This window comes from Alteromonas sp. AWQ4_252 (assembly GCF_056158205.1).
Window position 1 is genome coordinate 2,614,160 of record NZ_JBSWSV010000001.1, and the last position, 24,598, is coordinate 2,638,757.

Genomic DNA, 24,598 nt, shown 5'->3' on the forward strand with positions numbered 1-24,598 from the left:
AAAGAGCTAGCCTTGAGGCCGTGTTTTTCGCTTAACAATGTCAGCAATTCGCTGTGTAAAGGTCTCGGTTTTCTCTGGATGACGAGAAGCGATATTATTACTTTCCCCGGGATCATTATTGAGATCGTAAAGCTGAGCCGCATTTGCTAATCCCGATTCTATCCCTTTATCACTGGCTATCCAGGGGTTGTCTTTGGAAGATGGCGCAATGAATTTCCAATTGTCAGTTCTTAGTGAGAGAGTGTAAGACTCTTCGATAAGCTCATGGCGACCAGCACTATCAGCGTTCAGCCAAGCAGAAAGATGGTTTTCACTATCAATAGCTTCATTCTTCGCTAATGGCACGCCTACTAACGCTGCAACAGAGGCATAAATGTCGACTTGTGACATAAGAGCATGACTCACACCTGGAGACACTGCATTGGGGTAGTGCACAATAGTAGGAACGCGAGTTCCCGCTTCATACGCACTGTACTTACCTCCTCGATAAATGCCCCCAGGCGCATGTAAATGGTCAGTGTCGTCAGCCCCGTCTTCGTATCCATCATTCAACACGGGGCCGTTGTCACTGGTAAAGATGATAAGAGTATTATCCAGGATATTTTTGGCTTTCAGCTTGGCAACCACTTGTCCGGTGATCCAATCCATTTGCATGATAGCATCACCGCGGATGCCTAACCGACTTTTGCCCTTAAATTGAGGGTGGGGAAGGCGAGGAACGTGTATATCGTGGAATGAGAAAAACAAAAAGAAAGGTGTATCTCCAGCTTGTTCGATAAAATCATTAGCCTTGTTTGTGAACACTTGATAGAAGTCTTCATCTTTCCATTCTGCCGATTTACCACCGGCCATAAAGCCAATTCGACTGATGCCATTAATGATGGTATCACTGTGTTGCGGGTCAGCTTGCTGTCTGAGTAGTTCTGGGTGCTCTTTTCCCGTGGGTCGGTTACCGATTTTTTTATCGTAACTGACCATAAGCGGATCGCCTTCAGTCAAGTTAAGAACGTGGCCATTTTCCATATATACCGCTGGCACTCTGTCTCCGGTAGCAGGCAGGATAAAGCTGTAGTCAAAACCGACTTGTCGCGGACCTGGCTTTATCTCATCGTTCCAGTTTACTGGGGTTATGCCATCACCTAAACCAAGGTGCCATTTACCCACCATGGCACTTTGATAACCCACTTTTTTTAACATATCTGGTAACGTAGGTTTTTCTACATCAATGATCAAAGGCGCATCACCCGGGAGTACAGCCGCATTATTGCGAAAGGCGTATTCGCCGGTGAGCAACGAATATCGAGAGGGTGTGCAAGTTGCCGCTGAACTGTGCGCATCTGTAAAGCGGATCCCTTTACTCGCTAATGCGTCGATATTAGGGGTACTGACGTGGCTTCCTCCATTTACACCAATGTCGTTGTACCCTAAGTCATCGACATAAAAAATTACAATATTGGGTGTTGAAGTTGTATCGCTTTTACTCACTACAGTAATGTCAGGTGTAGAACAGGCACTGACGATAAAGCAAAAAAGTGTGGCGCTAAGCGCGCGAATAGATTGCTGATTTTTGAGCACAATTTTTCCTTAATTATCGAGTCTTTCTAAATACAAATAAAATGCGGCTTTGTCTTTCGTCAATTGTTGGTCGTCATCGGTAAACCAGGCAGATATTTTTTGCTTGCCCTTCAATAGAGGCAATGTGAGTACACAATGGGACGCACGACCATGAACAGACTGAATAGTGGTCTTGCCATTTGATTCAATAACGCAAAATCTTTTAGCAACGGGCGTGGCCGCGGGCGCATCGTGAAAATAAGCTTTCACGCGATACTGTGCCGCTCGTTCAACTTCGATATACCATGGAAGGGGCTGGTACTCAGTCTCTTTTGTTAACCAATGCACATAGTCCCATTCTGGCGCAGGAGCCTGGTGTCCAATAAACCAAGGCACAGGTTGGTTGTCGGGTACTTCCATCCAATCCATGGCGTTAAGCCGAACCGGGTTTTCTGCATCGTTTCCAACTGTGATGTAACGATCTTTAAAGCCGTTTTTTTGCATTGCTCGCCACCATTGTTGCTTTTGCTGGCGCATTCGGGCTAACACATCGGGGTAACGATGTTTTACATTTTCTTGTTGCGAAGGGTCGGCGCTTAAATCATATAATGCTTCATTTTCACCTTCGGTGAGATAACGCCATCTTCCTTGTGCGACAGCAATAGGTCGTTTTTCGCTAGGATGATAAACCCGCTGATTGGTAACTATAATATGTCGGTCAGCGAGAGAACCGGCTTCGTTCGTCGCCAGATATGATGCTAGGCTAGTGCCATCTATATCCGTGCTGCTATGCGTTATACCTGCTAAGTCGAGCAAAGTAGGCATAATATCGAAGTGGGCAGTCAGTTGATCGTAGTCGCCTGGCACTAGAGTGCCATTAGGGTACGAGATAAAAAATGGCACGCGGTGCCCCCCTTCGTATACTTCACCTTTGTAGCCACGCATACCGTCGTTGGGCTTCCAGTTGGGGTGTTGTTTAAGCAAAGTGGCATGTGCAGGGGTTATTGTCGTGGTTTGATCGGTTTGATGATATGAACTGCCATTGTCTGTCATAAAAATAAAAATGGTGTTATCGAGTTCGCCTTTGCCTGCTAGATGTTTTTTCAGATCGCCAACCTGTTCATCAATGTAGCTGATCATGCCGTAGAAACTTGCCATGGTCCTATTCAACCCCTGTTGTTCATAGGGGGCAATGTAAGACTCTGGAGCGCGGTAGGGGCCATGAGGTGCATTTAGTGCAATATAAGTGAACGTAGGCGAATTGCTGGCAGCATCAATAAACTGTCTGGCTTCGTCAAACCAAATCTTGGTGGCGTAACCGGAAAATTTTTCTGCTTTTCCATTGCGATAGTACGTATCGTCGAACTGCGTATTTCCCCAGTAATCCGGGGTTTGGCCTATACCACCGCCGCCGTGGATGAGTACCTCGGTAAAACCCTGGTCCTGTGGACGGTAGGGGTAATTATCTCCAAGGTGCCATTTTCCAAAAATACCGGTTCTATAGCCGTGCCTTTGTAAGACTTCAGCCAGGGTTTCATGCTCGGGGCCGAGCATATATCGCCCTAAAATGGTGTGCCATACCCCTGTTTTTAAAGAGTGCTTACCGGTTAGTAGTGCCGAACGAGTAGGGGAGCAGGTGGGATCGACGTGAAAGTTTGTTAGCCTGGCGCTTTGGGCCGCTAGCTCATCAATATTCGGCGTATCAATAATAGGATTTTGGTGACGTCCAATATCTCCATACCCCTGATCGTCGGTGACAATCATCACAATGTTTGGTTTACGGCCCGTTGACGGAGGCTGCTTTGCTGGTTCCTGGCTTGAAGAACAAGCAGACAGCCCGGCTAACACCATGGAGGCCCACAAGGGGCACCACCAGGTCGTCCTAATTAACAATGACTTCACTGGTTTGTCCCAGCTTCTAAGGAGAATTGATAGCGATACTGGCCTGCGGGGATTTGGTATTTCTCAATAGGTGCGGCATTTGAGCTCCAAGAATCAATACCACCAACGCCCGCTTGGATTAGATCAATGTTTACGGTAAAAACATCGCGAGTTATCAATTCATAAGGGTGAGTGGCATTTTGTAAGTTCTCAGCGGACCATGGCCATACAGACATACTCAATAGATCTTCACCCTTCACTGTGAAAGTGAGGTTATCGTAATTGCTCAGTGTTAACCATCTTACACCGGTGCGGTTACCATTTTCCTGTGGCCTGACGTAATTATGAATAAAGTCAGAGACAAGACCACGATAAACATCGGTTTTAGCACCCTGATTACGGTCGATATAATTCTCATGTGGACCTTTGCCATAGTACGCCATGCGTTCAAGGTTGCCGTTGACATCAGTGGTCATGCCCACCCGCAGCATATCTGGTAGGCTCGTATCAGCATCTAAATCCATTGTTACTGAAATGGTGCCATTGCCATCAATAAGGTACTGCGTATCCACAAGAATGTCGTCGCCTTGTTGATGGCGAGTCCGAACTAAGGTGCCGTTGCTGCTACTTTGGACATCAAGTGATGATAAAGGTAGCGATTGAGAAGCGTCAAACCATACTTTTTTCTTTTCCATGGTTTGCCAGCCAATGCGGTCATTGTCGGTCTGGGGACGCCAGAAGTTGTGTTTTAGAGGTGCCGTTATTATTGGTTTTCCGTTTGCATCAAAGCGTGAGAGATAACCTGTTTCTTTGTCGAATACTACGGAGAAATCGTCGCCACTGATGGTTAATTTCTCAGCGGTATCGTTCACAGTTAATGAAGCCTTTGGCAGTTCAACCGCCGTCGCTGCTTTGAAATAAGGCAGGGAAAATTGCGCTTTAGCTAATTCGTGACCTTTTGCCGCCCACTTGGTATCTTCATTTAACGAAAGACTCAGATTGAGCCAGTAGTGAGCGCCCGGCTTTATGGTTGGTTTTTCATATCCAACTAATAACACTTTTTCCTCGCCGGCAGGCAAATCACCAATGTCGAGCGCGCCTCGTTGAATAGGTGTCCCATCTTCGGTAAGCGTCCAGGTTAGTGCATACTGCTTGAGATTATCAAAGAAAAAACGGTTCAACACGGCTATTTCACCTTTTGCCGTATCTGTTAATGTAAATGCAGCTGGTTGAAACACGTACTTTGCTTCCCACGCATGAGGGTTGGGTTGACGATAAGAATCCATCACGCCATTGATACAGAAATTGGATGCATTAGGGGTATCGCCAAAATCACCACCATAGGCCAGGTAAGTTTCTCCCTTTTCATTCTTCGTTTCCAAACCTTGATCGATCCAGTCCCAAATGTACCCACCAATTAAATTCGGGCGCTCGCGAACCATGTCCCAATATTCTGCGAGGTTGCCAACAGAATTACCCATTGCATGAGCGTATTCGCACATAAGAATAGGCCGGTCGATGTAAGGACTGTCTGCGAGGCCTCTCAGCTCATCAAGGGTCGGATACATGCGACTGATAACGTCCACAAACTTAGGATCAGTAGGATTGGCCAGTGGCGTATAATATTGCGCCTTCTCCTTGTCAGTAGGATAGCGTTCACTCAAGCCCACATAATCGGGATGAGTTGGGTCGCCCTGTGCTCCTTCGTAGTGGACAATTCTGCCGGGGTCGATATCTTTTAACCAACCGGCCATTGACGCGAAATTTGGACCGGTACCCGATTCATTGCCCATCGACCAGGAAATGATAGATGGGTGGTTTTTATCCCGCTCAAGCATGCGCAAAGTTCGCTGGCTCATGGCGTGATTCCATTCGGGTAAATTAGCTACTAAGCCGCCAACGCCGTGGGATTCGATATTCGCTTCGTCCATGACATACAAGCCATATTCGTCTGCTAAATCATAGAAGTATGGATCGTTGGGATAGTGTGAAGTACGCACTGCGTTAAAGTTAAATTGCTTTAGCTTGATTACATCCTGACGCAAATCTTCTCGGCTGAGAGCTTTGCCTTTTACAGCATCGTGATCGTGTCGGTTAACACCAATAATTTCTACACTTTTGCCGTTGATTAACAATTCACCCCGGTCACTGATTTTGACATCTCTAAAACCCACCTTGGTACTGCGTGTTTCAACTAATTTGCCAGTGTCGTCATGCAGTGTGAGTACGAGGGTATACAAATTCGGTGTTTCAGATGTCCATAATGCAGGTTCTGCTATGTTTGCTTTCAATAGGCCAAAAGCAAAATTATCGCGCTGAGGATAGGCCACACGAGTGAGTTTTTTACCACTTACCTTCATCGGCTCATGCGCTAATGGTTGATTATTTGCATCAAATAATTGTGCTGTGATTTCCCACTTATCTACCTTTTTTCTTAGCGGGTTGGACAATTCAGGCTTTATTTCAATGACAGCTTGACGATAATCGTCAGATAAATGAGTTTTGACAAAAAAGTCGTTAATGGCAACCTTAGGTTGCGCCATCAATATGACTTCCCGGTGGATACCACTTAACCGCCAGTGGTCTTGGTCTTCCAGGTAGCTTCCGTCGCTCCAGCGGAAAACTTGTACCGCAAGCGTATTTTTACCACCATTTAAGTATGGAGTGATATCAAACTCTGAAGGTAGCCGACTGCCCTGAGCATAGCCAACCTTATGACCATTTACCCAGACATAGTATGCTGATGTGACGCCACCAAAATGGAGGATAACCTGTTCCTGTTTCCAGTGCTCAGGTAATGCGAATTCTGTCAGGTAGGAACCTACGGGGTTGTCACGGGTTATCAATGGTACTTGAATATCGGTTTCGTCTTCAAACATCGGATAAACAGAATTGGTGTAAATTGGGGTTCCGTAGCCATGCAGTTCCCAGTTCGAGGGAACGGGGAGGATAGCCCAATTACTGCTGTCGAAATCTAAACGGTAAAAATCCATGGGCCGCGTTTCACTTTTTTCAGAGAAATGAAACTTCCAGTCGCCGTTAAGCATCATGATACTCGACTGGTCGCGGTCGCCTGTTAGTGCTTGTTGCTTGTTATCAAAAGAGTATGACGTAGCACGTGCGGGTAACCGATTTATTTGGACAACTTCTGGGTTTTCCCAATCGTTAACAATATTGTGGGGCGCGGCATGAGCAAGCTGCATAGCCAAAAGGCAAGCTTGCGCAATACCGAGTAACATAGCGTATCCTTTTAAGTGCATTGGGGAAAAACCTCGTTTCATAGTATGTGAAGATTTGCTTGTTTGTGAAAATGTCATTCACATGTTAAATTAATTTTTCATATATAATTAAATGTAACGCATTTACATATTAACAACAATTGTTTTTGCACAATGACTACAGTCAATGGGTGAATTAAGGGGAAAGAATGAATAACACGCGATACTGTTTGGCTTTAGATCTTATCGATGACGCTTCTTTAATCGAACGTTATATCGATTTTCATAAGCCTGAAAATGCGTGGCCTCAAATCACACAGAATATGCGTGAAATGGGCATCGTGGACATGGAAATTTACCATATTGGTGACCGATTGTTTATGATCATGGAAACAAAACCCAATTTCGACCCGAATACACAACCTGCTACTGTAGAAGGGAAAAAGAAAAGTGAGGAGTGGGAAACATTGATGTGGCAGTTCCAAAAACCGCTTCCCTGGGCCAAAGATGGCCAGAAATGGGTGGAAATGACAAAAATTTACGACCTTAAAGACGCCGTCACTTAAGTACGCGGTACTGGTGATAAGAGCTAGCCGTAAAAATTCAGACGGGTAAACGGCGGGTTACATTACAATCATAATATTAACCAATGTTAAGTTTAAATTTGAATTGTTCTGTTTGTATGTGATAGCTTTTCAGGGTCTATAGTACTGAGGCTTTAAACTGTGACAGCCCGTTTATCTCTCTTTTCTCATGTCGCGGCCGCGCTGATGGTCATGTTTAGCGCGCCAGGTAGCGCGGATAGCACTACCAAAAACCTTGAATCGGAAGCCTTCATATCGGGTCCTTATGAAGCAAACTGGGCGTCGCTCAAGGCTTACCAAACGCCTGAGTGGTTTCGCGATGGAAAACTGGGCATTTTTATACACTGGGGGCCTTATGTAGTGCCTAAATTTCTCGGTCCCTTTTACGGCTACCACATGTACCGCGAAGAAACCCTGGACATTAAAGGTAATCCTAACCCTGACAGGATAAATCGTGTATACCGGCATCACATCGAACACTACGGCGGAACAGAAGAGTTTGGCTATAAAGACTTTATTCCCCTGTTTCACGGCAAAGATTTCGATGCCAGAAAGTGGATAGATCTGTTCGAAAAAGCCGGTGCCAAATACGTTGTGCCCGTTGCCGAACACTGTGATGGATTCGCAATGTACGACTCCACTATCACGCGATGGAGTGCTGTTAATATGGGACCGAAGCGGGATGTTGTCGGTGAAATTTTCACTGAAGCAAGAAAAAAAGGCATGAAAGTGGGTATGTCGTCACATTACGCCTATGGCTGGTACTGGTGGGGCTATAAAGAAGGCACTGACACTATGGATCCCGCTTTTGAAGATTTCTATGGCAAGCCTCACGACATTACTGACCCGCATAGCGACGAGCATGTAAATCAATGGTATTTGCGCAGTATGGATATGATAAAGCAATATCAGCCTGATTTGCTTTGGTTTGACCTTGGTTTTTCAAACCCTGAGTACGAAGAGAAGAGAAAAACGCTCATCGCACAGTATTACAATCAAGCTGCTGCGCGTGACCAAGGCGTTGTATTAAATTACAAAAATATTAGCTACAAACCTGTCCCAGATGGCGCAGCTGTCCTTGATGTGGAATCTGGAAAACTAGACCGTATAAGAGATATGCCGTGGCAAACGGATATGTCTTTAGGCGGCTGGCGTTGGTCTTATAATGACGATTGGCAGACTATGCCGGCACATCAGTTAATTGGTGACCTCATTGATATTGTGAGTAAAAATGGCTCTCTTCTACTGAATGTAGCACCTGACGTCAACGGTATTATTTCTGAAGATCAAGTTGCCGTACTCCATCAACTGGGCGCTTGGCTAGACAACAACGGCGATGGCATTTATGGCACTCGGCCCTTCAGCGTTTTTGGTCAAGGTCCGACTAACGCCAAGCTGGTCCTGCACGGGAACCACAAAGACACCGGCTATACTTCTAGCGACATTCGCTACACACGTAAAGGCCAAACTGTCTACGCCTTCGTGCTTGAGCAGCCAAAACCGGGTGCTCTAATTTCACTCAATGCCCTTGGCAGTGAACAGCATCACCTTATAGATAGCATCAAGCGTGTTTCTTTACTGGCTGACAATTCGGAGGTCTCTTGGACGCAGCATGCTGACAAACTCACCATAACCTTGCCCGCATCGCTACCTGGCAATTATGCATTAGGCATAAAAATAGAATTAAATCCTCCTCCTGCGGATATTTTATAAGAACGTGGGAATCCCTCAATTTGATTTATTAGGAAACAAGCATGATCACTATAAAAGCGAACCCGCTTAGTGTTGCAATAGCGGCATCTTTTCTTATGTCTGGTTGTCAGCAAGTCGTCTCACAAAATGAAAAAGCGAATATGGCTCATCCCAGCTACCTTCCTGAGGCGCCCATGGGGTATGGATGGGCCAAAGTAGAAAGTATGTCTGATGAATTCGATGGGGTATCGTTGGATACGCGAAAATGGCGAGATCACATTACAACCTGGCAAGGTCGTCCGCCGGCAGAATTTCTTCCCAGTAACGTCACTGTAAAAGACGGCACACTTGCGCTTCGCACCTCGTCACACCCCAACCCAAACGATACATATACAATGGCAGGTGCCGCGGTATCAGGTAGAGCGCAAGCAACATTCGGTTACTATGAGGCACGTATCAAGGCATCTAAAACTAAAATGTCGACCACGTTCTGGCTACACTCAGATGAACATGATGACAAGGATAAAGGATGCGGAAAAGCGCATTCCACTGAGCTTGATATTCTTGAAACCATTGGGGGGTGGCCTGAAGAAAGCTGGGCTAATGTTATGCGCTCGAATACTCACTACAAACCGACTCAGTTGGCAGACGGCAAATGTCAGGGGGCCCCATATCTTTCAAAAGGGGCCAAATTTGATAGCGGTAAAAAGTTGTCTGATGGTTTTAACACCTTTTCCATGTGGTGGGTAACGCCGAATCAAATGCATTTTTACTTCAACGGTGAACTGACAGGAACGGTCGATCTTGCTCATCCGCAAGATGAACTTCCATTTAATAGCGACATGTCGCTCCGAATGGTGGTGGAAACTTATGACTGGCAGCCGCAGTGGATACCCGAAGGTCATGCTCCGTATCCGACTGAAGCCGAGTTAGATGATATGCGTATCAATACTGCGTACTACGACCACGTACGCGGTTATGCATTACAAGCGTTGTCGGATAATCTGATTAAAGCGGGTGGCTTCGAAGCAGATAGCCGCGATAAACAGTGGTCTCTGTCCGGCTCAGAAGCGGCGTTTACTGATGCCCCCGGTTATAGCTATACCAATGCGTGGGGATTGCAGGTTGGCCAGAAAAGTAGCGCACAGCAAACTTTTCGCATCGACAGTTCAGGTAATTATGTTATTTCTGCTTATGCTAAACATGCGCCGGGATCTCATGGTGGTGTATTACGTGTTGTAAACGAACTGGGCGACACGTTAGCATCGGCAGTTGTAGCAGGCGATAACTTCACATTACATCAAATGGTGGTATCTATGGGGAAAAGTCAAACTGTCTCATTGCGCCTGGAAGGACCTGAGCAAGGACTTATGTTGGTGGACAATGTGGCGGTGTTAAAGCAATAACATTGAGACTAGGTACGTATAGTATGCTGTTACCCGCTCGCTGTTTAATTCAAAAGGCCAACGTAAGTTGGCCTTCTTTATGTTTCAGTTAAAGCGTAAAATGAAGGCTTTGCGGTGTGGCTGCGCCTAAGGTTTCACTGCGTTTACCCGGTGAGGCGTTCGCAACAATTATTTCGTATTCACCGCGAAGTAAAACGGGTTTACCCGCTTCATTAATGGCGTAGAGATGTTGTTTCGGAAGTGAAAATGAGATTTCTTGGGTTGCGCCTGCATGAAGTTTAACTCTCTTAAACCCCTTCAAGGCATGCAAAGGTTGCGTGACACCTGCATGAGGAGTGCGCAGGTACAGTTGAACCACTTCTTCAAATTCACGCTCACTGGTGTTAGTGATATTCACAGTAATAGCCAATGCGGCTTTTTCATCGCTGCTTTTGTGTATTTTTTCCACGTTTTTAACGGTTATGTTGTCAAAACTAACACTGCCATAACTTAAACCAAATCCGAAGGGATACATGGGCGTGTCTTTCATGTAGCGATAAGTGCGCCCCTTCATACTGTAATCATCGTAAGGCGGCAATTGCGCTTCAGATTTTACAAAAGTGATCGGGAGTCGACCGGACGGCGACCGTTCACCAAATAGAATATCAGCCACTGCGGTACCGCCTTCTTGACCGGGGTACCAAGCGAAAACGATAGCGTCGGCTAGTTCGGCTACTTCTTCAAGATTTACCGGCGTACCGGCGGTGATAATGACGATAACAGGTTTGTCATTATCTTTACGAAGTTTGCGTAAAAACTCAATTTGATGTTCGGGTAAATCCAGTGATAATCTGTCGCCTTTATGCGGCGAGGCTATCGCTTCTCCTTCTTCTCCCTCATAAGCGCCTGACAAACCCATGACCGCGACAATGGCATCGCCCATCTGTTTAGCTTCACCCGTGGTCCAATCTATAGGGTTTACATTTTGCTGGAAAGGCAGAATACCTTGTTTATAGTTGATTGTTGTGCCTGGGCTCACTGTAGCGGTGATACCATCTAAGATATTTGTCGTTTTCCCACTCAATCCATAGTAATTACCTAACAATACTTCGCTGCTACTGGCAAACGGGCCGGTGACGTATAAGTTACGAATATTTTTACTTAGAGGTAAGACATTGTTTTTGTTTTGTAAAAGTACAATGGACTTAACGGCCATTTCATATGCCAACTTACCGTGGGCATCTGAATTGATCACATCTGGAGAGATAGCGTTATAGGGGTTGGCTTCTTTGGGGTCGAAGAAGCCAAGCTTAAATTTCGTGGCCAATACATTGCGCAAGCGTTTATCAATTGTGGCTTCTTCTACTAACCCGGCTTTTACCGCTTGAGGCAGTGACTTGTACACAGCGCCACAATTTAGGTCAGTGCCGGTATTAATTGCCAGTGCAGCAGATTCTACTTCATCTTTTGTAGTACCGTGATAAAGGTGAAAGTCGGCCAGTCCCCAGCAATCAGACACGACATGACCCGTAAATCCCCATGCCTCCCGAAGTACTGTGTTCAGAAGAAAGTCTGAACCACCAGCTGGATGCCCGTTGACACGGTTGTAGGCTGCCATCACGGTTTCTACGTTTGCTTCTTTCACCAATGCTTCGAACGCAGGGAAATAGGTTTCGAACATGTCTTTTGGTGTTGCGATAGCGTCAAATTCATGTCTGAGTGCCTCAGGGCCAGAATGGACGGCAAAGTGTTTTGCTGCTGCCGCTGTCTTCAAATAGGTAGGATGATCACCTTGTAACCCTCTCACCATAGCTTTACCCATCTGCGCAGTGAGGTAGGGATCTTCTCCATACGTTTCTTGGCCGCGTCCCCAACGAGGATCTCTAAAAATATTGATGTTAGGTGTCCAGAATGTGAGTCCCGAATATTTGCTACGATTTCCAATATCGATACTCACATTATACTTTGCGCGTGCTTCATCTGAGATTGCTGTAGCAACATCCAATAAAAGAGCATCATCAAACGTTGCAGCCATACCTATGGCCTGCGGGAAGACGGTCGCCCGGCCATTTCGGGCAACACCGTGAAGTGCTTCATTCCAGAAGTCGTATTCGGGCATACCAAGACGCGGTATAGCAACGTTGCTATTGATTAATTGTGAGGCCTTTTCCTCCAGTGTCATTTCACTGATTAACGCTTCAATTCGTTCATTAATGGGACGTTGGGGATCGAGCCAGGATTTGTCTTTGGCTAAGGAGGGTACTGACATACACAATACCATCGCAGCAGCCAGCGTTTTTCTGATTTTCATAAGTTCTCTCTATTTACATATCCAATGAATATTTCAAAAAAATTTCACATCAAATGTGAATAAAGTGTATCATATGTGAATCGCGTGTTCTGCTTTAATTGGTGCGTTATGTTGAAAATATCTCGTGTTTGTCGATTGAGTGCGTTGTGGTTGTTTTTAAATTGGCAGGCAGCGTATGTTTATGCAGAGGTGTTAGAAGATAATACTAAAAGGCAAAACAAAGCGCCGAGACCGAATGTGGTGTTGATTCTCATTGATGATCTGAATCATTATGGGGTTACCGCTTACGGTGCTAACCGGCTCCATAGTTTTGATGGCGAGTTTACCCAAGTCGAATTTTCTACGCCTAATATTGATGCCTTAGCTTCAGAGGGCATCAGAGTCGATCGCGCTTTTGCTTATCCCATTTGTGAAAACACGCGTATTGCTCTTATGAGCGGCAAACGAAACGACCGTAACTATCTTAAACCCAAATCTCAACATAGCTCCGATATTACATTTGGCGACGCGTTCAAGCGTGCTGGGTACGTTACGGGATTGTTTGGCAAGTGGAAACAAACCCGTGGAACATCAGCCCTACCTGCACAGCGTTATATCAGTGAATTTGGGTGGGATGATTATGCAGCGTTTGATGTCGTCACAGAAGGACAGCGATACATTAACCCTAACCTTGTGATTAATGGCAAAACAGTGAACTATCAGGGACGAACAGACGTGGATCCACAAACGGGTCGTCGTTGGTATGGCCCTGATATTATCAACCGTCACGCACGGCAATTTATCGAGAAAAACAAAGATAAACCCTTCTTCCTTTACTATCCCATGATATTGGTCCATGACGACCACAAACCTACGCCAGATACCTTACCACACAGCGTGTTTGATACTTTTCCGGAAAATGCAGACTACAACAATACCCGTGGTGACGACCGCCAGTATTTCCCGGATATGATTGCCTATATGGATAAAATGATCGGAAATGTTGTCTCTACGTTGCGTGAACAAAACGTGCTCAATAACACACTCATCGTAGTAATGGGGGATAATGGCACCAAGGAAACCTTTGCGCATATTTTACCAGATGGCACGTTGTACCCGGGTCGTAAAGGGGGGAATGCCGATAATGGTTTGCATGTGCCCCTTATTCTTCACTTTCCTGAACGTATTGCTAAAAGAAGGAAAGGACCGATAAACGTTTACGATGGCTTAGTCAACCTCACCGACATTTACCCCACGATAGCCGAGGCCGCAGGTGTTGCTATGCCTAATGCAGAACAAGTCGACGGTATTAGCTTTTGGCCACAAATAAGCGGTAAAACCACGAAAGAGCATAGAGAATATATTTATACCTGGTTTATCGGCAATAACACTTATAAAGACGAAGACGTTGTCCTGCGTTATGCATTCAACAAACAGTATAAACGCTATGCTCCGGATATTGATTTTCCCTACGGACGTTTTTTTGACCTCACCACAGATCTTCTCGAACGCGCGGGAGATAAAGTGGTAGAAAAAAAATGGAAACTGAAGCGATACAGTGGGTTGGACGTGAATAAGCTCACCGCAGCACAAAAGCGAGGGTATGATGAACTCGGCTATATTCTCGACAAGCACGCGATTAAACCAGTTAAAAGCCTCGAACTTTCTTTAACAGATACGTCACTTCGGATTGGTGAAAGTCGGAAAGTGACTGTCTCAATCATACCTAAAAATGCACATCGACAGGGCGTGATTTGGGAATCAAGTGCCCCGGACATTGTATCGGTTAACAAGTTTGGAGAAATAACGGCGCACGCTGTGGGTGATGCCATTATTCGAGTCTTTTCATGGGATGACGCTTACCCATTAGCGAATGGCGGTGGGGAGCCCTACAGCAGAAACGGAATATCTTCCTCAGTGACCATCCGCGTGAAGTAATTTATAAAAAAGACCGTAGAGGATTGAATCAATGTTGACTCAAAACGCAGGCGTATATTGTGAGCCTTGTTGTATCAAGAAAGGGTATGATATTGAAATTCACCACGTCACGTATGGCGAAAATGATCACTATCAATGTGAAATGCACTTCCATGAAGTACACGAGCTGATATTTTTTGAAAAAGTCGAGGGCACCTTTTTCTACCACAGGGGCGAAGCGCAGCTTCATGATGGCGACATTGTATTTACCCCAGAGATGGAAACCCATGATTTTGACTTAACGAACAAAGAGAAATCCTGGTATATCGTTCAATTCCCTCGAACATTGTTCCAACAAGAAGGGTTTCATGACCTTTCTGATTTGTTCGAAGTGGGCATGCATTTGCGAGTAGCGCCAGAATTCCGCACACAGTTAATGCAAATTGTTAAATGGGCCCATCAGAGTTTCAATAGCGATAAGCACAACCCCAAAAGTATGGCTTTACTCAATCTTGCCTTGGTCATGCTTAAAGAGCATGGCACTATATCAAATGTGAATGTGCCACGCATGCTCAGTACGATTCCACATAAAGATAGATTACAGCCTGTAATGAATATATTCAGTTCGCAAAACAGCGTTGATTTAAACTTAGAACAAGCGGCTAAGCAGTGCCATATGTCTCCTTCTTACTTCTCACGTGTATTTAAAAGTGTGTTCCGTTTTTCCTATTCCGAATACGTGCTGCGTCACCGTCTTTATCATGCTGCCAGACTGCTTGGGCAAAGTGAACTCTCTATCACCCGCCTAAGTTACGATCTTAACTTTTCTAATCCTTCACATTTTATCGCGCAATTCAAAAAGCAATATGGCTGTACACCTAATCGTTATCGAAAAGCAATAATTTCGAAAGCCTTGCGCATCTAATTTGTACTGCTCGTGGAGGAAGGTACTATTTTTCTATGTAAAAGTTGGAGTTTTATGACATTCATACCACGCTATTTAGCGGTCCTTTGTGGGCTGCTGGTCGCCCTCCCCACGTTGGCGAGTCAAGAGGCTCGGCAAACTGATATAGTCGTCATTCTTGCAGATGACATTGGCACCGGGGATATTAGTTTCTACAACGAACGTATTGCTAACAAGGAGGCGGTTGTGAAAACGACCAACATTGATGCACTAGCAGCATCAGGTGTCTGGTTTACTGATGCTCACTCTGCGACAGCCCTTTGCGCACCGACGCGTTACGCGGTGATGACAGGATTCAACAATTATCGTTCTTATGCACCATGGGGCGTGTGGGGTAGCTTTCAACCCAATGCAATTAGCATCGAAGATCCGACGCTTGCCAGAGTAACCAAGGCTGCTGGTTACCGCACGGCGTTTGTGGGCAAATGGCATTTAGGCGGAGATTTCCTACTCTCAGATAAGAGTAGTATTTACCGTGGTTCTGATAAAGGGAATCTACCTAATGTAGATCTTATGACTATGGTAGGCGGGGGCCCGAATGATCTGGGGTTTGATTATAGCTTTATGCTGCCTGACGGAATTCAGGGGCCGCTGTATTTAGCGTATGAAAATCAGCAGTGGTCACCACTGTCAACAACGTCCGTCATAAGGCATTTAAACAGCCAGTCTGTCTCTGACACTAGAACTATTTCAGACAAAGGGGACGGCATGGGTGACAGCGGCTGGGATACCCGCAAAATGGGAGATATCCTGTCTGCCAAAGCCGCTGAATTTATACACCGGCAGCCAGTAGACGAGCCACTGTTTCTCTACTATGCAAGCCCGATGGCACACTTACCACATATGCCGCCTGATACTTTTGATAACGAGAAAGTGGCAGGGCGCTTTCCCTCGGATCATTTGGCCATGATTTATGAGTTGGATTTGCAGGTGGGTCGTATCATGGATGCGTTAAAAACGTCGGGACGATATAACGATACTCTGATTATTTTTACGTCTGACAATGGCGGATTGACTTATCGAGTGCCGGGGACCTTGGAATCGGGACATCGTCCGAGTGGAAGCTATCGAGGCAGTAAAAACTCTCCTTATGAAGGGGGCCATCGGGTGCCGTTTATCGTATCGTGGCCAAACCGTATCAACAAGCCTTTGCGCTTAAATAAGCCAGTAATGGTGCAGGATATATTGTCCACCGTTGCCGCTGCTGCAGGGAAGCCAGTAGACCGCGAGATTGCTCCGGATTCTGTTAATATGCTTCCCCTGTTCACAAAAAGTGGACAATCTGCTTTTCGCGATTACCTGATGTTGCAAGGTGGTTCGGGCAATGAACTTATATACCGTGAAGGCGATTGGAAATTAATTATACAAAGCAATCATGCGGTATCGCTTTTTGAGCCTGTCGGGCTGTTTAATCTCGCTGAAAATATCACCGAAGATGAATCAAAAAATCTTATTGGTGATGCTGAGCAGCAACAGCGGATAGCGCGGATGGCTACGCGGTATAAATATATTCGCGAATCTGGCCAAGCAACACACCTACAGTGACACGACTTTTTTCCTCACTTATAATAAAAAACGCCCCCTTTCATAACTGAAAATGGGGCGTTATCAAGTTAGAAAAAAGGCAGTCACCGGCAGGTTTGGTGACTACCCAAAACACTACATGATTTTTAGTACCTGCGCATACTTAGAAGGTGAACGTGTCGGTAGAGACACTTTTAATCCTTGGTCAGTTTGCGAGAAGGTAAGCGGAGCGTTATCGCCTATCATGGTTACACTCGAGACGCGCTTGTCATAATTATCGGTGTTAATTGAGCGGATGGTAATTTCATTCTTATCATCAGGCCAGGCCATCATGATGGCATAGAGCACATCACCTTTTTGAGTAAAGCGAATATCTGAGCTGTTGAAGTCTTTCCGGTGAGCTTCACCATCATTGGAGTGAGTACCGTCAATGACCACAGTAGAGCCTTCGCCGAATGTCACCCAGGGGCGTGTGCCGTAAATTGCTTCACCATTCAATTTTAGCCAACTGCCAATTTCGGCCAGAAGATCAATTTCTTGCTGTGGAATAGTTCCGTCGGGTTTTGGGCCAATATTTAACAACATGGAGCCATTTTTACTGACAATATCAATCAAATCATCTACCAGAGAGTTCGCATCTCGGTATTGCGGGTTAGTCACGTAACCCCAAGACGATTTCGATACTGAGGTATCCGTCTGCCAAAAGTGTTCGTAGATATCAGACATTTGTCCGCGTTCAATATCTAATACTGCGGAGCCTGGGGCGTAAGAGCGGAAATCTCCGAGGTCTTTATAATTCAGGGCTGGCATGGTGTCCCATTGACTTCCCTTATTATAGTAGTAGCCGGTAAATTCCTTTACGTGCTGATGGAAGGGTTCAGAAGCCATCCACCAGTCAAACCAAATAAGGTCCGGTTGATATTTATCTACCAGCTCCACGGTGCGTAACAGCCAATCGTCCATAAATGCCTGACTAGGAGGCGTTTCTCCTGCTTCGGATGTCTCTCTGCTTATCGCAGGGCCGTATAAGTCGCGATATGCATCATCTTGAACGTCACTGGGTACTTGGCGACCACCCTCAAAGAACCACCAGTTTTCGGCACGATGACTGGACAAACCGAAGTAGATATCCGCTTTTTCTGCTGCGGCTTTTAGTTCAGCAATGATATCCCGTTTGGGCCCCATCTCTACGGAGTCCCAGCGACTGTAGGAATTATCGTACATTGAGAAACCATCGTGGTGCTCAGCCACTGGCACTATATATTTAGCACCGGAGTCTTTAACGACTTGAAGCCACTTATCGGCGTCGAACTTTTCGGCTTTGAAATCAGGAATAAAATCTTTGTATCCAAATTCGGTCAATGGTCCGTAACGTTCCTGCTGATAAGTGAACTCTTCGGTGTCACTCAAGTACATCTTTCTTGGATACCATTCTCCATTGTGAGACGGTACGGAATACACCCCCCAGTGGATAAAGATACCGAACTTGGCATCCTGATACCAAGTGGGAATCTCGTACTGTTTGAACGATTCCCAGCTTGCTTTAAATGGCCCTTGATTCGCCACTTTTCGAATGTCTGCCAATTTGGCACTGTGATCAGGATGTGCGTCCTCAGACGATGTATCCAGTGATTGTTGTGAGCAAGCTGCAAGGGCAGATGCGACGGAGATTGCTAACAGTTTTTTCATTAGAGATTTATTTCCAGCCATTTTGAATACTTTACGTTAATAAAACGTTATATCCACTATAATAATAAATTACTTGCAAATGCAAATAAAATTTACATATGAAAATGCATTTTCTAATTTGCATTTATCGTGTGTTTTTTAAATCAGCTGTTCATCAAAAGGGGGTGAACTAAAAATAGCTATATTTCCTGTGCTTAACAAAATTTCAGCACAGTTCTATATTCACTGAATAGAGTGGGTAACACGAAGCATTATCTTATTTTACTTATTAACTCGATCATGTTTATTAAAATCATATGTAAATATTAACAATTGTATTTGAATGATGTATTGTTGTTTTATGATTGTTAATATAAGTTTGTAAATATGCTAATCCGTTTACTGATGTTACTGTTGTTTTTTACTGTAGCGCAGCACGCTAGCGCGCAAGTAAAAACCATGATGAAAGTACCTGTTGGGTCAAGAGAAAATATTAATTTACAGTGGCGCTATCACCAGGGTGCTGTGGTTCACATGCCAGGAACAAAGCACTGGCAGACATCATCCTGGTCCACAGTAAGCTTGCCCCATAGTTATGCACTCACCTCTATTAATCTTGATGACAGCGACGATGACAAATCACAGCGTACGTTTCATCGCGACGTAAGTTACTATAAACGTAGCTTGCTTATTGAAGGAGAGAAGGGCAGTTTCATTTTTCTTGAATTTGAAGGCGCGCATCAAAGAACCCGATTATGGGTTAACGGTAAGTATGTAGGCGAACATGCTATAAGCGCCTATACGCCTTTCCATTTTGATATTACTGAATATGCGGAATTAGGGAAGACGAATACGATTACGTTAGAATTAGATAATCGCCGCGATGCGACAATACCGCCAGACGGCCATACCGCTGACTATATTCTTTTTGGTGGTTTGTATCGCGATGTTTATCTTAATGTGCTATCTCCTGTGCACTTTTCCTTTGACTGGGAATCGACCACATCCGGCATTTTCATTACTACACCAACGGTTTCCCCTAAAAATGCGACAGTGAGTGTGAGAAGTGAGGTGATAAATCGCAGTGACCAGTCGGCCCAGATTACGTTACAGACTCTCATCCTTGACGCGCAAGGGAAAGTCATTGCAAAAAAACGAACACAGCAAGATATTACAACTGGCGGGTCAAGCCTGGTTAAACATACCACGGGGATTGATAAGGAAGTAAAGCTTTGGTCACCCGAACACCCTTATTTGTACACTGTAGTAAGTCAGATCTTCGATGGCAAGGGACGATTGTTGCATAGTCGCAGGAACCCGTTAGGTTTGCGCACTTTTGAACTTGAGCTGGATAAAGGGCTTTTGTTAAATGGAGAGCCGATAGAAATTATCGGGGCGAACAGGCATCAGCACTTTCCCTATATTGGCGACGCAGTACCAAATAACTTACACAGAATGGATGCTATTAAATTCAAAGCCTCCGGTATGAATTTAGTACGGCTTGCACACTACCCACATGACAACGCATTTTTAGATGCCTGTGATGAGCTTGGCCTGATTGTGGTGGAGGAACCTCCAACGTGGATTGGAATCGGTGACGAAGCTTGGATGGATAATTTGGACCGAGCAGCCAGGCGTATGATTCGAAACCATCGCAATCATCCCTCCGTATTGGGTTGGGGGGCCGGAATTAACCACAGGGGTACCATCAAGCGTCTTCACTATGCAGCCAAAGAAGAAGACCCTACCCGCATTACTATGAATAACGGTACGTTGTGGACAGGAGAACAACATTCTGGGATCACCGATCTGTACGCGGTAATGGACTATAGGGGCGCAAAACGACCAGCAGACGATTTACTATTTGCGATGGAGCATACAGGGTCTAGCGACAGTGTCACCTTGCAGGAAATTGTGTCTCGTTATAAAGGCGATCCAAATTTAATTGGCCTGGCTTCCTGGAGCGCACACGACAGTCATTCGTTTATCAAACGCGATGAGCAGTACCCAAACTTGTCTGTCTGGCAGGCGTCAAGTTGGGATGCTTTTAGGCTGCCTAAACCCAATTTCTTTTGGTATCAGTCTGAGTTAACGCAATTTCCCATGGTGCATATCCCTGATGAACGCGGTCAGTCTGAAGACAAAGTACAGCTATTTACCAATGCACAAGAGGTTGAAGTTTTCCACAATGACGAGTCTCTTGGCCGTTTTAAGGCACAGCGAGATGATGCAAACCAACATTTGTCATCGCCTTCTATCTTCGTGCCGTTTAAATGGTCAAGCGGTACATTGAGAGCACACGCCCTTGAAAATGGCGAGGTTGTTGCTCGTCACGAACGTCGTAAAGGACAGGCAGCAAGCCAACTCAAGGTGTTTTTTGATACTGATGGTTTCGATGGGCAGGCAAATGGATCGAGTATTATCATGGCATATGCACAAGTTACCGACGCTGATGGCTTTTCGGTTGACGGTAATACGCCCAGTGTGACTTTCACGCTAGAAGGAGATGGTGAGATCGTAGGTAATAAACACATTGGTGCCAACCCGGTAGCGTGGCGAAACGGTCATGCTCCGGTAATGGTAAGGGTTGGTACATCCAATTCAACCCTTACCCTTACTGCGCAAGCCGATGGTTTGAAATCCGATACTGCGACGCTTGTGTTAACTGCCCCCCCGGCTTCAGCGTCACAGCGCGTTAATCATGTCATATTCGACCCATTGGTATTGAGCGCAGACATGGGTAACGCAGAGCAACACCCTCAGGAGGGGTTCTATATCTGGTCACATAGTGAAGGTGATGATGAGCGCCGCATCACATCGTTCAATGATGAAAGTGTATCAGTGGCTATATCGTCGGACGAGGCGCTATCATGGGACAACACCTGGGGGGTTCCAGGCGACTTAAGCTTCCTTATAGAAGATGGTGTAAATTCAGCACCTCAAGCGTCGATATCACTCACATTCCGTGGGCTGGCACAAGGTGACTACACTCTTAAAACCTGGCATCACGTACTTAGCGACGATATTAACGTGATTAGTCCCATTGTCTTCTTGCTCAAAAGTGCTAGCCAAGCCCACAGTCCGAAAGATTATATGCCGACATATGGCAAACGCATTGCGATTACCGAAGCGGGTGGTGGGGAGCGTGGCGACGGTGGCTCGAATAAAGGCGCTGCAGGCTATGCACTTCATCAATTCACCATCGATGAGCATGGTGAGGCGACATTGATAATGCGCGCAGAAGACGTCAATAAGTCGGTACGCTTGAATGGTTTTGAATTAGTGCAACAGTTTAACGGGGCAATACAATGAAAAAGGCACTTTGTTGTTTTGGTGTAACAATCATGCTGATGACAGTCATATCAGTTAGCCATGCACAAAGCGGGCAGGTTCATCAGATTGAGAAGTGGGAAGTACTCGATATCGCGTTACAAACTGATGGCGTGCCCGAGCATCCTTTTACTGCTTCGGTCAATGCGCATTTTGAGCATGTATCTTCAGGAAAAAAACATATCGTACCAATTGTTTACGACGGAAATAGTCAGTGGTTGTTGCGTTTCTCGGCGTCAACGACAGGTGCGTGGCGTTATCGCATTACAGGCGATGTTGAGCAGCTTAACGCGCGCCGTGGTGAGATTAATGTTATTGCAAATCCAGACCCTACTAACCATGGAGCCATGGTATTGTCTGAACGCAACCAACAAGCCTTTGCATATGAAGACGGAAGCGACTATTTCTTACTAGGGTATGAGCTCGATTGGCTATTTGCATTAGATTATGACAATAACATAGCGACACCCAAAAGTGAGCATTTATTGTCTTTAGTGCAACAGCATGGTTTTAACCACGTGGTGATGAATGTGTATGCCTATGATGTTAACTGGCCCAAAGACCCAAAGTTAGCCTCTCATCCCGAGCATGAGTTTGGTGGTCGGGAAGACATTTTTCCTTTTCTGGGCACCAATAATGACCCCGATTTTAGTGCGCTTAATCCGGTGTTTTTTCAAAAGTTAGATAGAACGGTACACTTGCTTCACGATAAACGCATGGTGGCTCATCTCATGATTTACGTGTGGAATAAAATGGTCAATTGGCCTGATATGAATAGCCCCGCAGACAACATGTACTTTGATTACGTCGTGAAACGTTATCAGGCGTTTCCCAATATTGTTTGGGATATTTCCAAAGAAGCACTATTTTATGGCAGAGCGGACGAAGCGTATATAAAGGGGAGGATTGAACGTTTACGAAGTATTAACCACTACCAACGGCTAGTTACTGTCCACGATTACAAGTATTGTGCAAAGTATCCTGAGCAGGTCGACTTTATATCCACCCAGGATTGGGGCTTTGATATTTATAATCGCATGTTATCTGTGAGAAAACAGTTTGCTGATAAAGCAATTTATAACATCGAGCATGGAGGATATGAGCAATCACCTTACGAAGTATTTCCCGGTGATTATACCGACCCTGAGGTATCCCTTCGCCGGAATTGGTTGACGTTGTTCGCAGGCGTTTACAGTACCTATTATTGGCAAGGCAATGCCTGGAATGTCATTATTTCTCATCCTTTTGCCTCAACAAGTACTGATGAACATCCCAAGTTTATCTATTTTAAGCATTTATCAGATTTCTTTAATGAGTTTACATTCTCTCACTTCAAACCCGTGCCAGAAAAAAACGGCTCGGGATTTACTCTGGTAAACGACGAGGAAACGTACTTGATCTATGTATCGAAAGATAATTTTCAGATGTCCCGGGGAGATTGGTACTTAAAGCCGAAAAAAAGCGCCAATAAACGCATCGCGCATTGGTTTAATACCCTTACCGGCGAGTTCACTACACCGCAAATTATTACAAAAGATCAACGCTTTATATCGCCATGGCGTGGCGAGGCCGATGCTATCCTGATTAGTCAACAACTGGAGAATTAAATCTGGCAAGCACCTGCTTTGAGAGTGCCTATTTACGCCATTCTGGAAAAAAACGCCGCTTGAAGCGGCGTTTTTTTGATAGGTCAGTCTGAGCTACATCCTGCGTCGTCTTAACATCGCAGCCGCAGAGCATAACAAAAACATGGCAATACTGGTGGGTTCTGTTACCGATACCGGGCTAAGCTCCACCGACGATAAACTAAATGTAGCGTCGGTCAATACTGAAAAATCAGCGTTACCCAGTGTATAGAGATTGGCTTCATAAAAGCCGCTGAATGAAATTGTGTCTCCGGGATTTAGCGAGAATTGAATCTGGCCACTATCCGTTGAAGTTTGAAGCCCTGCGTTAAGTTCGGTGAAATACGAAGAAAACAGATGCTCGGTATTATTACTATCAAATAGCGCAAACGTTGCATCGGCAAAGGCATCATCATCTATACTTCTTGCGCTGGCAGATAAAGCATATGTGATATCGTACTCAAAGGTGATAGCAGCCGAGCTATTCGCTGTATTATTCTTAAAAAAGAAATCAAAATCATAGCGCACAAAGTCAAAATCGATGTCTGTATTTTCAGCGCTGAGCATACTGCTCATCGTTAAAGCCGAGCCGAGTGAACCCGATAACGGATTAACACCTATTACCGTGCCATTGTTGATATCTGTGCTCATACCTTCGACGATAAAATAGTCATCTTGACGTGTCGCAGTGACAAGCGACGTCGCCGTATCAAATGCGATGCGTCCTGATGCCTCGAACTCGTTGCTTGGTGTAACGAGGGCGGCCCACGCTGGCGTTAAAAAAGGTATTAACGCAATTGCAATAAATCCACGTGCGGACATTTTTTTCATGTTTAACCTGCTTTGTATATGAATTTATATTTTTATATAACAATGCCGTATGATGCGCAATATTTTTAACAATTAATTTACTTAACGAACCCTATTCCTCTTTAATTGGTTGGGATTTCATCGATTATGGTTCAG

14 protein-coding genes are annotated in these 24,598 nt (G+C 45.2%); 8 read left to right on the top strand and 6 right to left on the bottom strand.

The window, feature by feature from the left end; all coding sequences use genetic code 11:
- Positions 1-6 precede the first annotated feature (6 nt).
- The 3 genes from ACXACM_RS11565 to ACXACM_RS11575 all read right to left on the bottom strand — a co-directional run bounded on the left by ACXACM_RS11565 (position 7) and on the right by ACXACM_RS11575 (position 6,674).
- Positions 7-1,521 carry a sulfatase family protein gene (locus ACXACM_RS11565; protein WP_474824325.1) on the bottom strand — a complete coding sequence of 505 codons (1,515 nt, stop codon included), beginning with the start codon at positions 1,519-1,521 and terminating at the stop codon, positions 7-9.
- 63 nt (positions 1,522-1,584) lie between these two features.
- Complete coding sequence (locus ACXACM_RS11570) at positions 1,585-3,456, bottom strand: arylsulfatase (RefSeq protein ID WP_474821862.1); 1,872 nt, start codon at positions 3,454-3,456, stop codon at positions 1,585-1,587.
- Complete coding sequence (locus ACXACM_RS11575) at positions 3,453-6,674, bottom strand: glycoside hydrolase family 2 TIM barrel-domain containing protein (RefSeq protein WP_474821863.1); 3,222 nt, start codon at positions 6,672-6,674, stop codon at positions 3,453-3,455. Before ACXACM_RS11575 ends, ACXACM_RS11570 begins: the two co-directional genes overlap by 4 nt.
- Positions 6,675-6,862: 188 nt before the next feature.
- Here ACXACM_RS11575 and ACXACM_RS11580 point away from each other — a divergent pair, with 188 nt between their 5' ends.
- The 3 genes from ACXACM_RS11580 (at position 6,863) to ACXACM_RS11590 (ending at position 10,335) form a co-directional block, all read left to right on the top strand.
- Positions 6,863-7,219 carry an L-rhamnose mutarotase gene (locus ACXACM_RS11580; protein ID WP_474821864.1) on the top strand — a complete coding sequence of 119 codons (357 nt, stop codon included), beginning with the start codon at positions 6,863-6,865 and terminating at the stop codon, positions 7,217-7,219.
- A 159-nt stretch (positions 7,220-7,378) separates the two neighbouring features.
- Positions 7,379-8,950, top strand: coding sequence for an alpha-L-fucosidase (locus ACXACM_RS11585; protein ID WP_474821865.1), 1,572 nt, complete (start codon positions 7,379-7,381; stop codon positions 8,948-8,950).
- 41 nt (positions 8,951-8,991) lie between these two features.
- Positions 8,992-10,335 (top strand): family 16 glycosylhydrolase, encoded by a 1,344-nt coding sequence (locus ACXACM_RS11590; protein WP_474821866.1) that lies wholly within the window; start codon positions 8,992-8,994, stop codon positions 10,333-10,335.
- 88 nt (positions 10,336-10,423) lie between these two features.
- On the opposite strand, the gene ACXACM_RS11595 is transcribed toward ACXACM_RS11590, so the two are convergent.
- On the bottom strand, positions 10,424-12,625 hold the full coding sequence (locus ACXACM_RS11595) for a glycoside hydrolase family 3 C-terminal domain-containing protein (protein ID WP_474821867.1): 2,202 nt from the start codon (positions 12,623-12,625) through the stop codon (positions 10,424-10,426).
- 108 nt (positions 12,626-12,733) lie between these two features.
- On the opposite strand from ACXACM_RS11595, the gene ACXACM_RS11600 reads away from it, so the two are divergent.
- From ACXACM_RS11600 to ACXACM_RS11610, 3 genes are read left to right on the top strand one after another with little or no spacing between them, the layout of a single operon-like run.
- A complete protein-coding gene (locus tag ACXACM_RS11600; protein WP_474821869.1) occupies positions 12,734-14,542 on the top strand; it encodes a sulfatase-like hydrolase/transferase in 1,809 nt (602 codons plus the stop codon).
- Positions 14,543-14,573: 31 nt separating this feature from the next.
- Positions 14,574-15,446: a helix-turn-helix domain-containing protein gene (locus tag ACXACM_RS11605; protein WP_474821870.1), complete on the top strand. Its 873-nt coding sequence runs from the start codon at positions 14,574-14,576 to the stop codon at positions 15,444-15,446.
- Between the two features lie 54 nt (positions 15,447-15,500).
- Positions 15,501-17,030 carry a sulfatase family protein gene (locus ACXACM_RS11610; RefSeq protein ID WP_474821872.1) on the top strand — a complete coding sequence of 510 codons (1,530 nt, stop codon included), beginning with the start codon at positions 15,501-15,503 and terminating at the stop codon, positions 17,028-17,030.
- 114 nt (positions 17,031-17,144) lie between these two features.
- Here the strand turns inward: ACXACM_RS11610 and ACXACM_RS11615 are convergent, their stop codons facing one another.
- The gene (locus tag ACXACM_RS11615) at positions 17,145-18,698 is read right to left on the bottom strand and encodes an alpha-L-fucosidase (RefSeq protein WP_474821873.1); all 1,554 of its coding nucleotides are present in this window, start codon (positions 18,696-18,698) and stop codon (positions 17,145-17,147) included.
- Between the two features lie 366 nt (positions 18,699-19,064).
- Here ACXACM_RS11615 and ACXACM_RS11620 point away from each other — a divergent pair, with 366 nt between their 5' ends.
- On the top strand, positions 19,065-21,989 hold the full coding sequence (locus ACXACM_RS11620; protein ID WP_474821874.1) for a glycoside hydrolase family 2 TIM barrel-domain containing protein: 2,925 nt from the start codon (positions 19,065-19,067) through the stop codon (positions 21,987-21,989).
- Positions 21,986-23,614, top strand: coding sequence for an apiosidase-like domain-containing protein (locus tag ACXACM_RS11625; protein WP_474821876.1), 1,629 nt, complete (start codon positions 21,986-21,988; stop codon positions 23,612-23,614). Before ACXACM_RS11620 ends, ACXACM_RS11625 begins: the two co-directional genes overlap by 4 nt.
- Before the next feature lie 93 nt (positions 23,615-23,707).
- Here the strand turns inward: ACXACM_RS11625 and ACXACM_RS11630 are convergent, their stop codons facing one another.
- Complete coding sequence (locus ACXACM_RS11630; RefSeq protein WP_474821877.1) at positions 23,708-24,463, bottom strand: hypothetical protein; 756 nt, start codon at positions 24,461-24,463, stop codon at positions 23,708-23,710.
- Between the last annotated feature and the right edge of the window lie 135 nt (positions 24,464-24,598).

Excerpts from the sequence above, each read along its gene's own strand:
- ACXACM_RS11575 (WP_474821863.1), bottom strand. The coding sequence starts at position 6,674 with ATGTTACTCGGTATTGCGCAAGCTTGCCTTTTGGCTATGCAGCTTGCT.
- ACXACM_RS11580 (WP_474821864.1), top strand. The coding sequence starts at position 6,863 with ATGAATAACACGCGATACTGTTTGGCTTTAGATCTTATCGATGACGCT.
- ACXACM_RS11590 (WP_474821866.1), top strand. The coding sequence starts at position 8,992 with ATGATCACTATAAAAGCGAACCCGCTTAGTGTTGCAATAGCGGCATCT.
- ACXACM_RS11595 (WP_474821867.1), bottom strand. The coding sequence starts at position 12,625 with ATGAAAATCAGAAAAACGCTGGCTGCTGCGATGGTATTGTGTATGTCA.
- ACXACM_RS11600 (WP_474821869.1), top strand. The coding sequence starts at position 12,734 with ATGTTGAAAATATCTCGTGTTTGTCGATTGAGTGCGTTGTGGTTGTTT.
- ACXACM_RS11605 (WP_474821870.1), top strand. The coding sequence starts at position 14,574 with ATGTTGACTCAAAACGCAGGCGTATATTGTGAGCCTTGTTGTATCAAG.
- ACXACM_RS11610 (WP_474821872.1), top strand. The coding sequence starts at position 15,501 with ATGACATTCATACCACGCTATTTAGCGGTCCTTTGTGGGCTGCTGGTC.
- ACXACM_RS11615 (WP_474821873.1), bottom strand. The coding sequence starts at position 18,698 with ATGAAAAAACTGTTAGCAATCTCCGTCGCATCTGCCCTTGCAGCTTGC.
- ACXACM_RS11620 (WP_474821874.1), top strand. The coding sequence starts at position 19,065 with ATGCTAATCCGTTTACTGATGTTACTGTTGTTTTTTACTGTAGCGCAG.
- ACXACM_RS11625 (WP_474821876.1), top strand. The coding sequence starts at position 21,986 with ATGAAAAAGGCACTTTGTTGTTTTGGTGTAACAATCATGCTGATGACA.
- ACXACM_RS11630 (WP_474821877.1), bottom strand. The coding sequence starts at position 24,463 with ATGAAAAAAATGTCCGCACGTGGATTTATTGCAATTGCGTTAATACCT.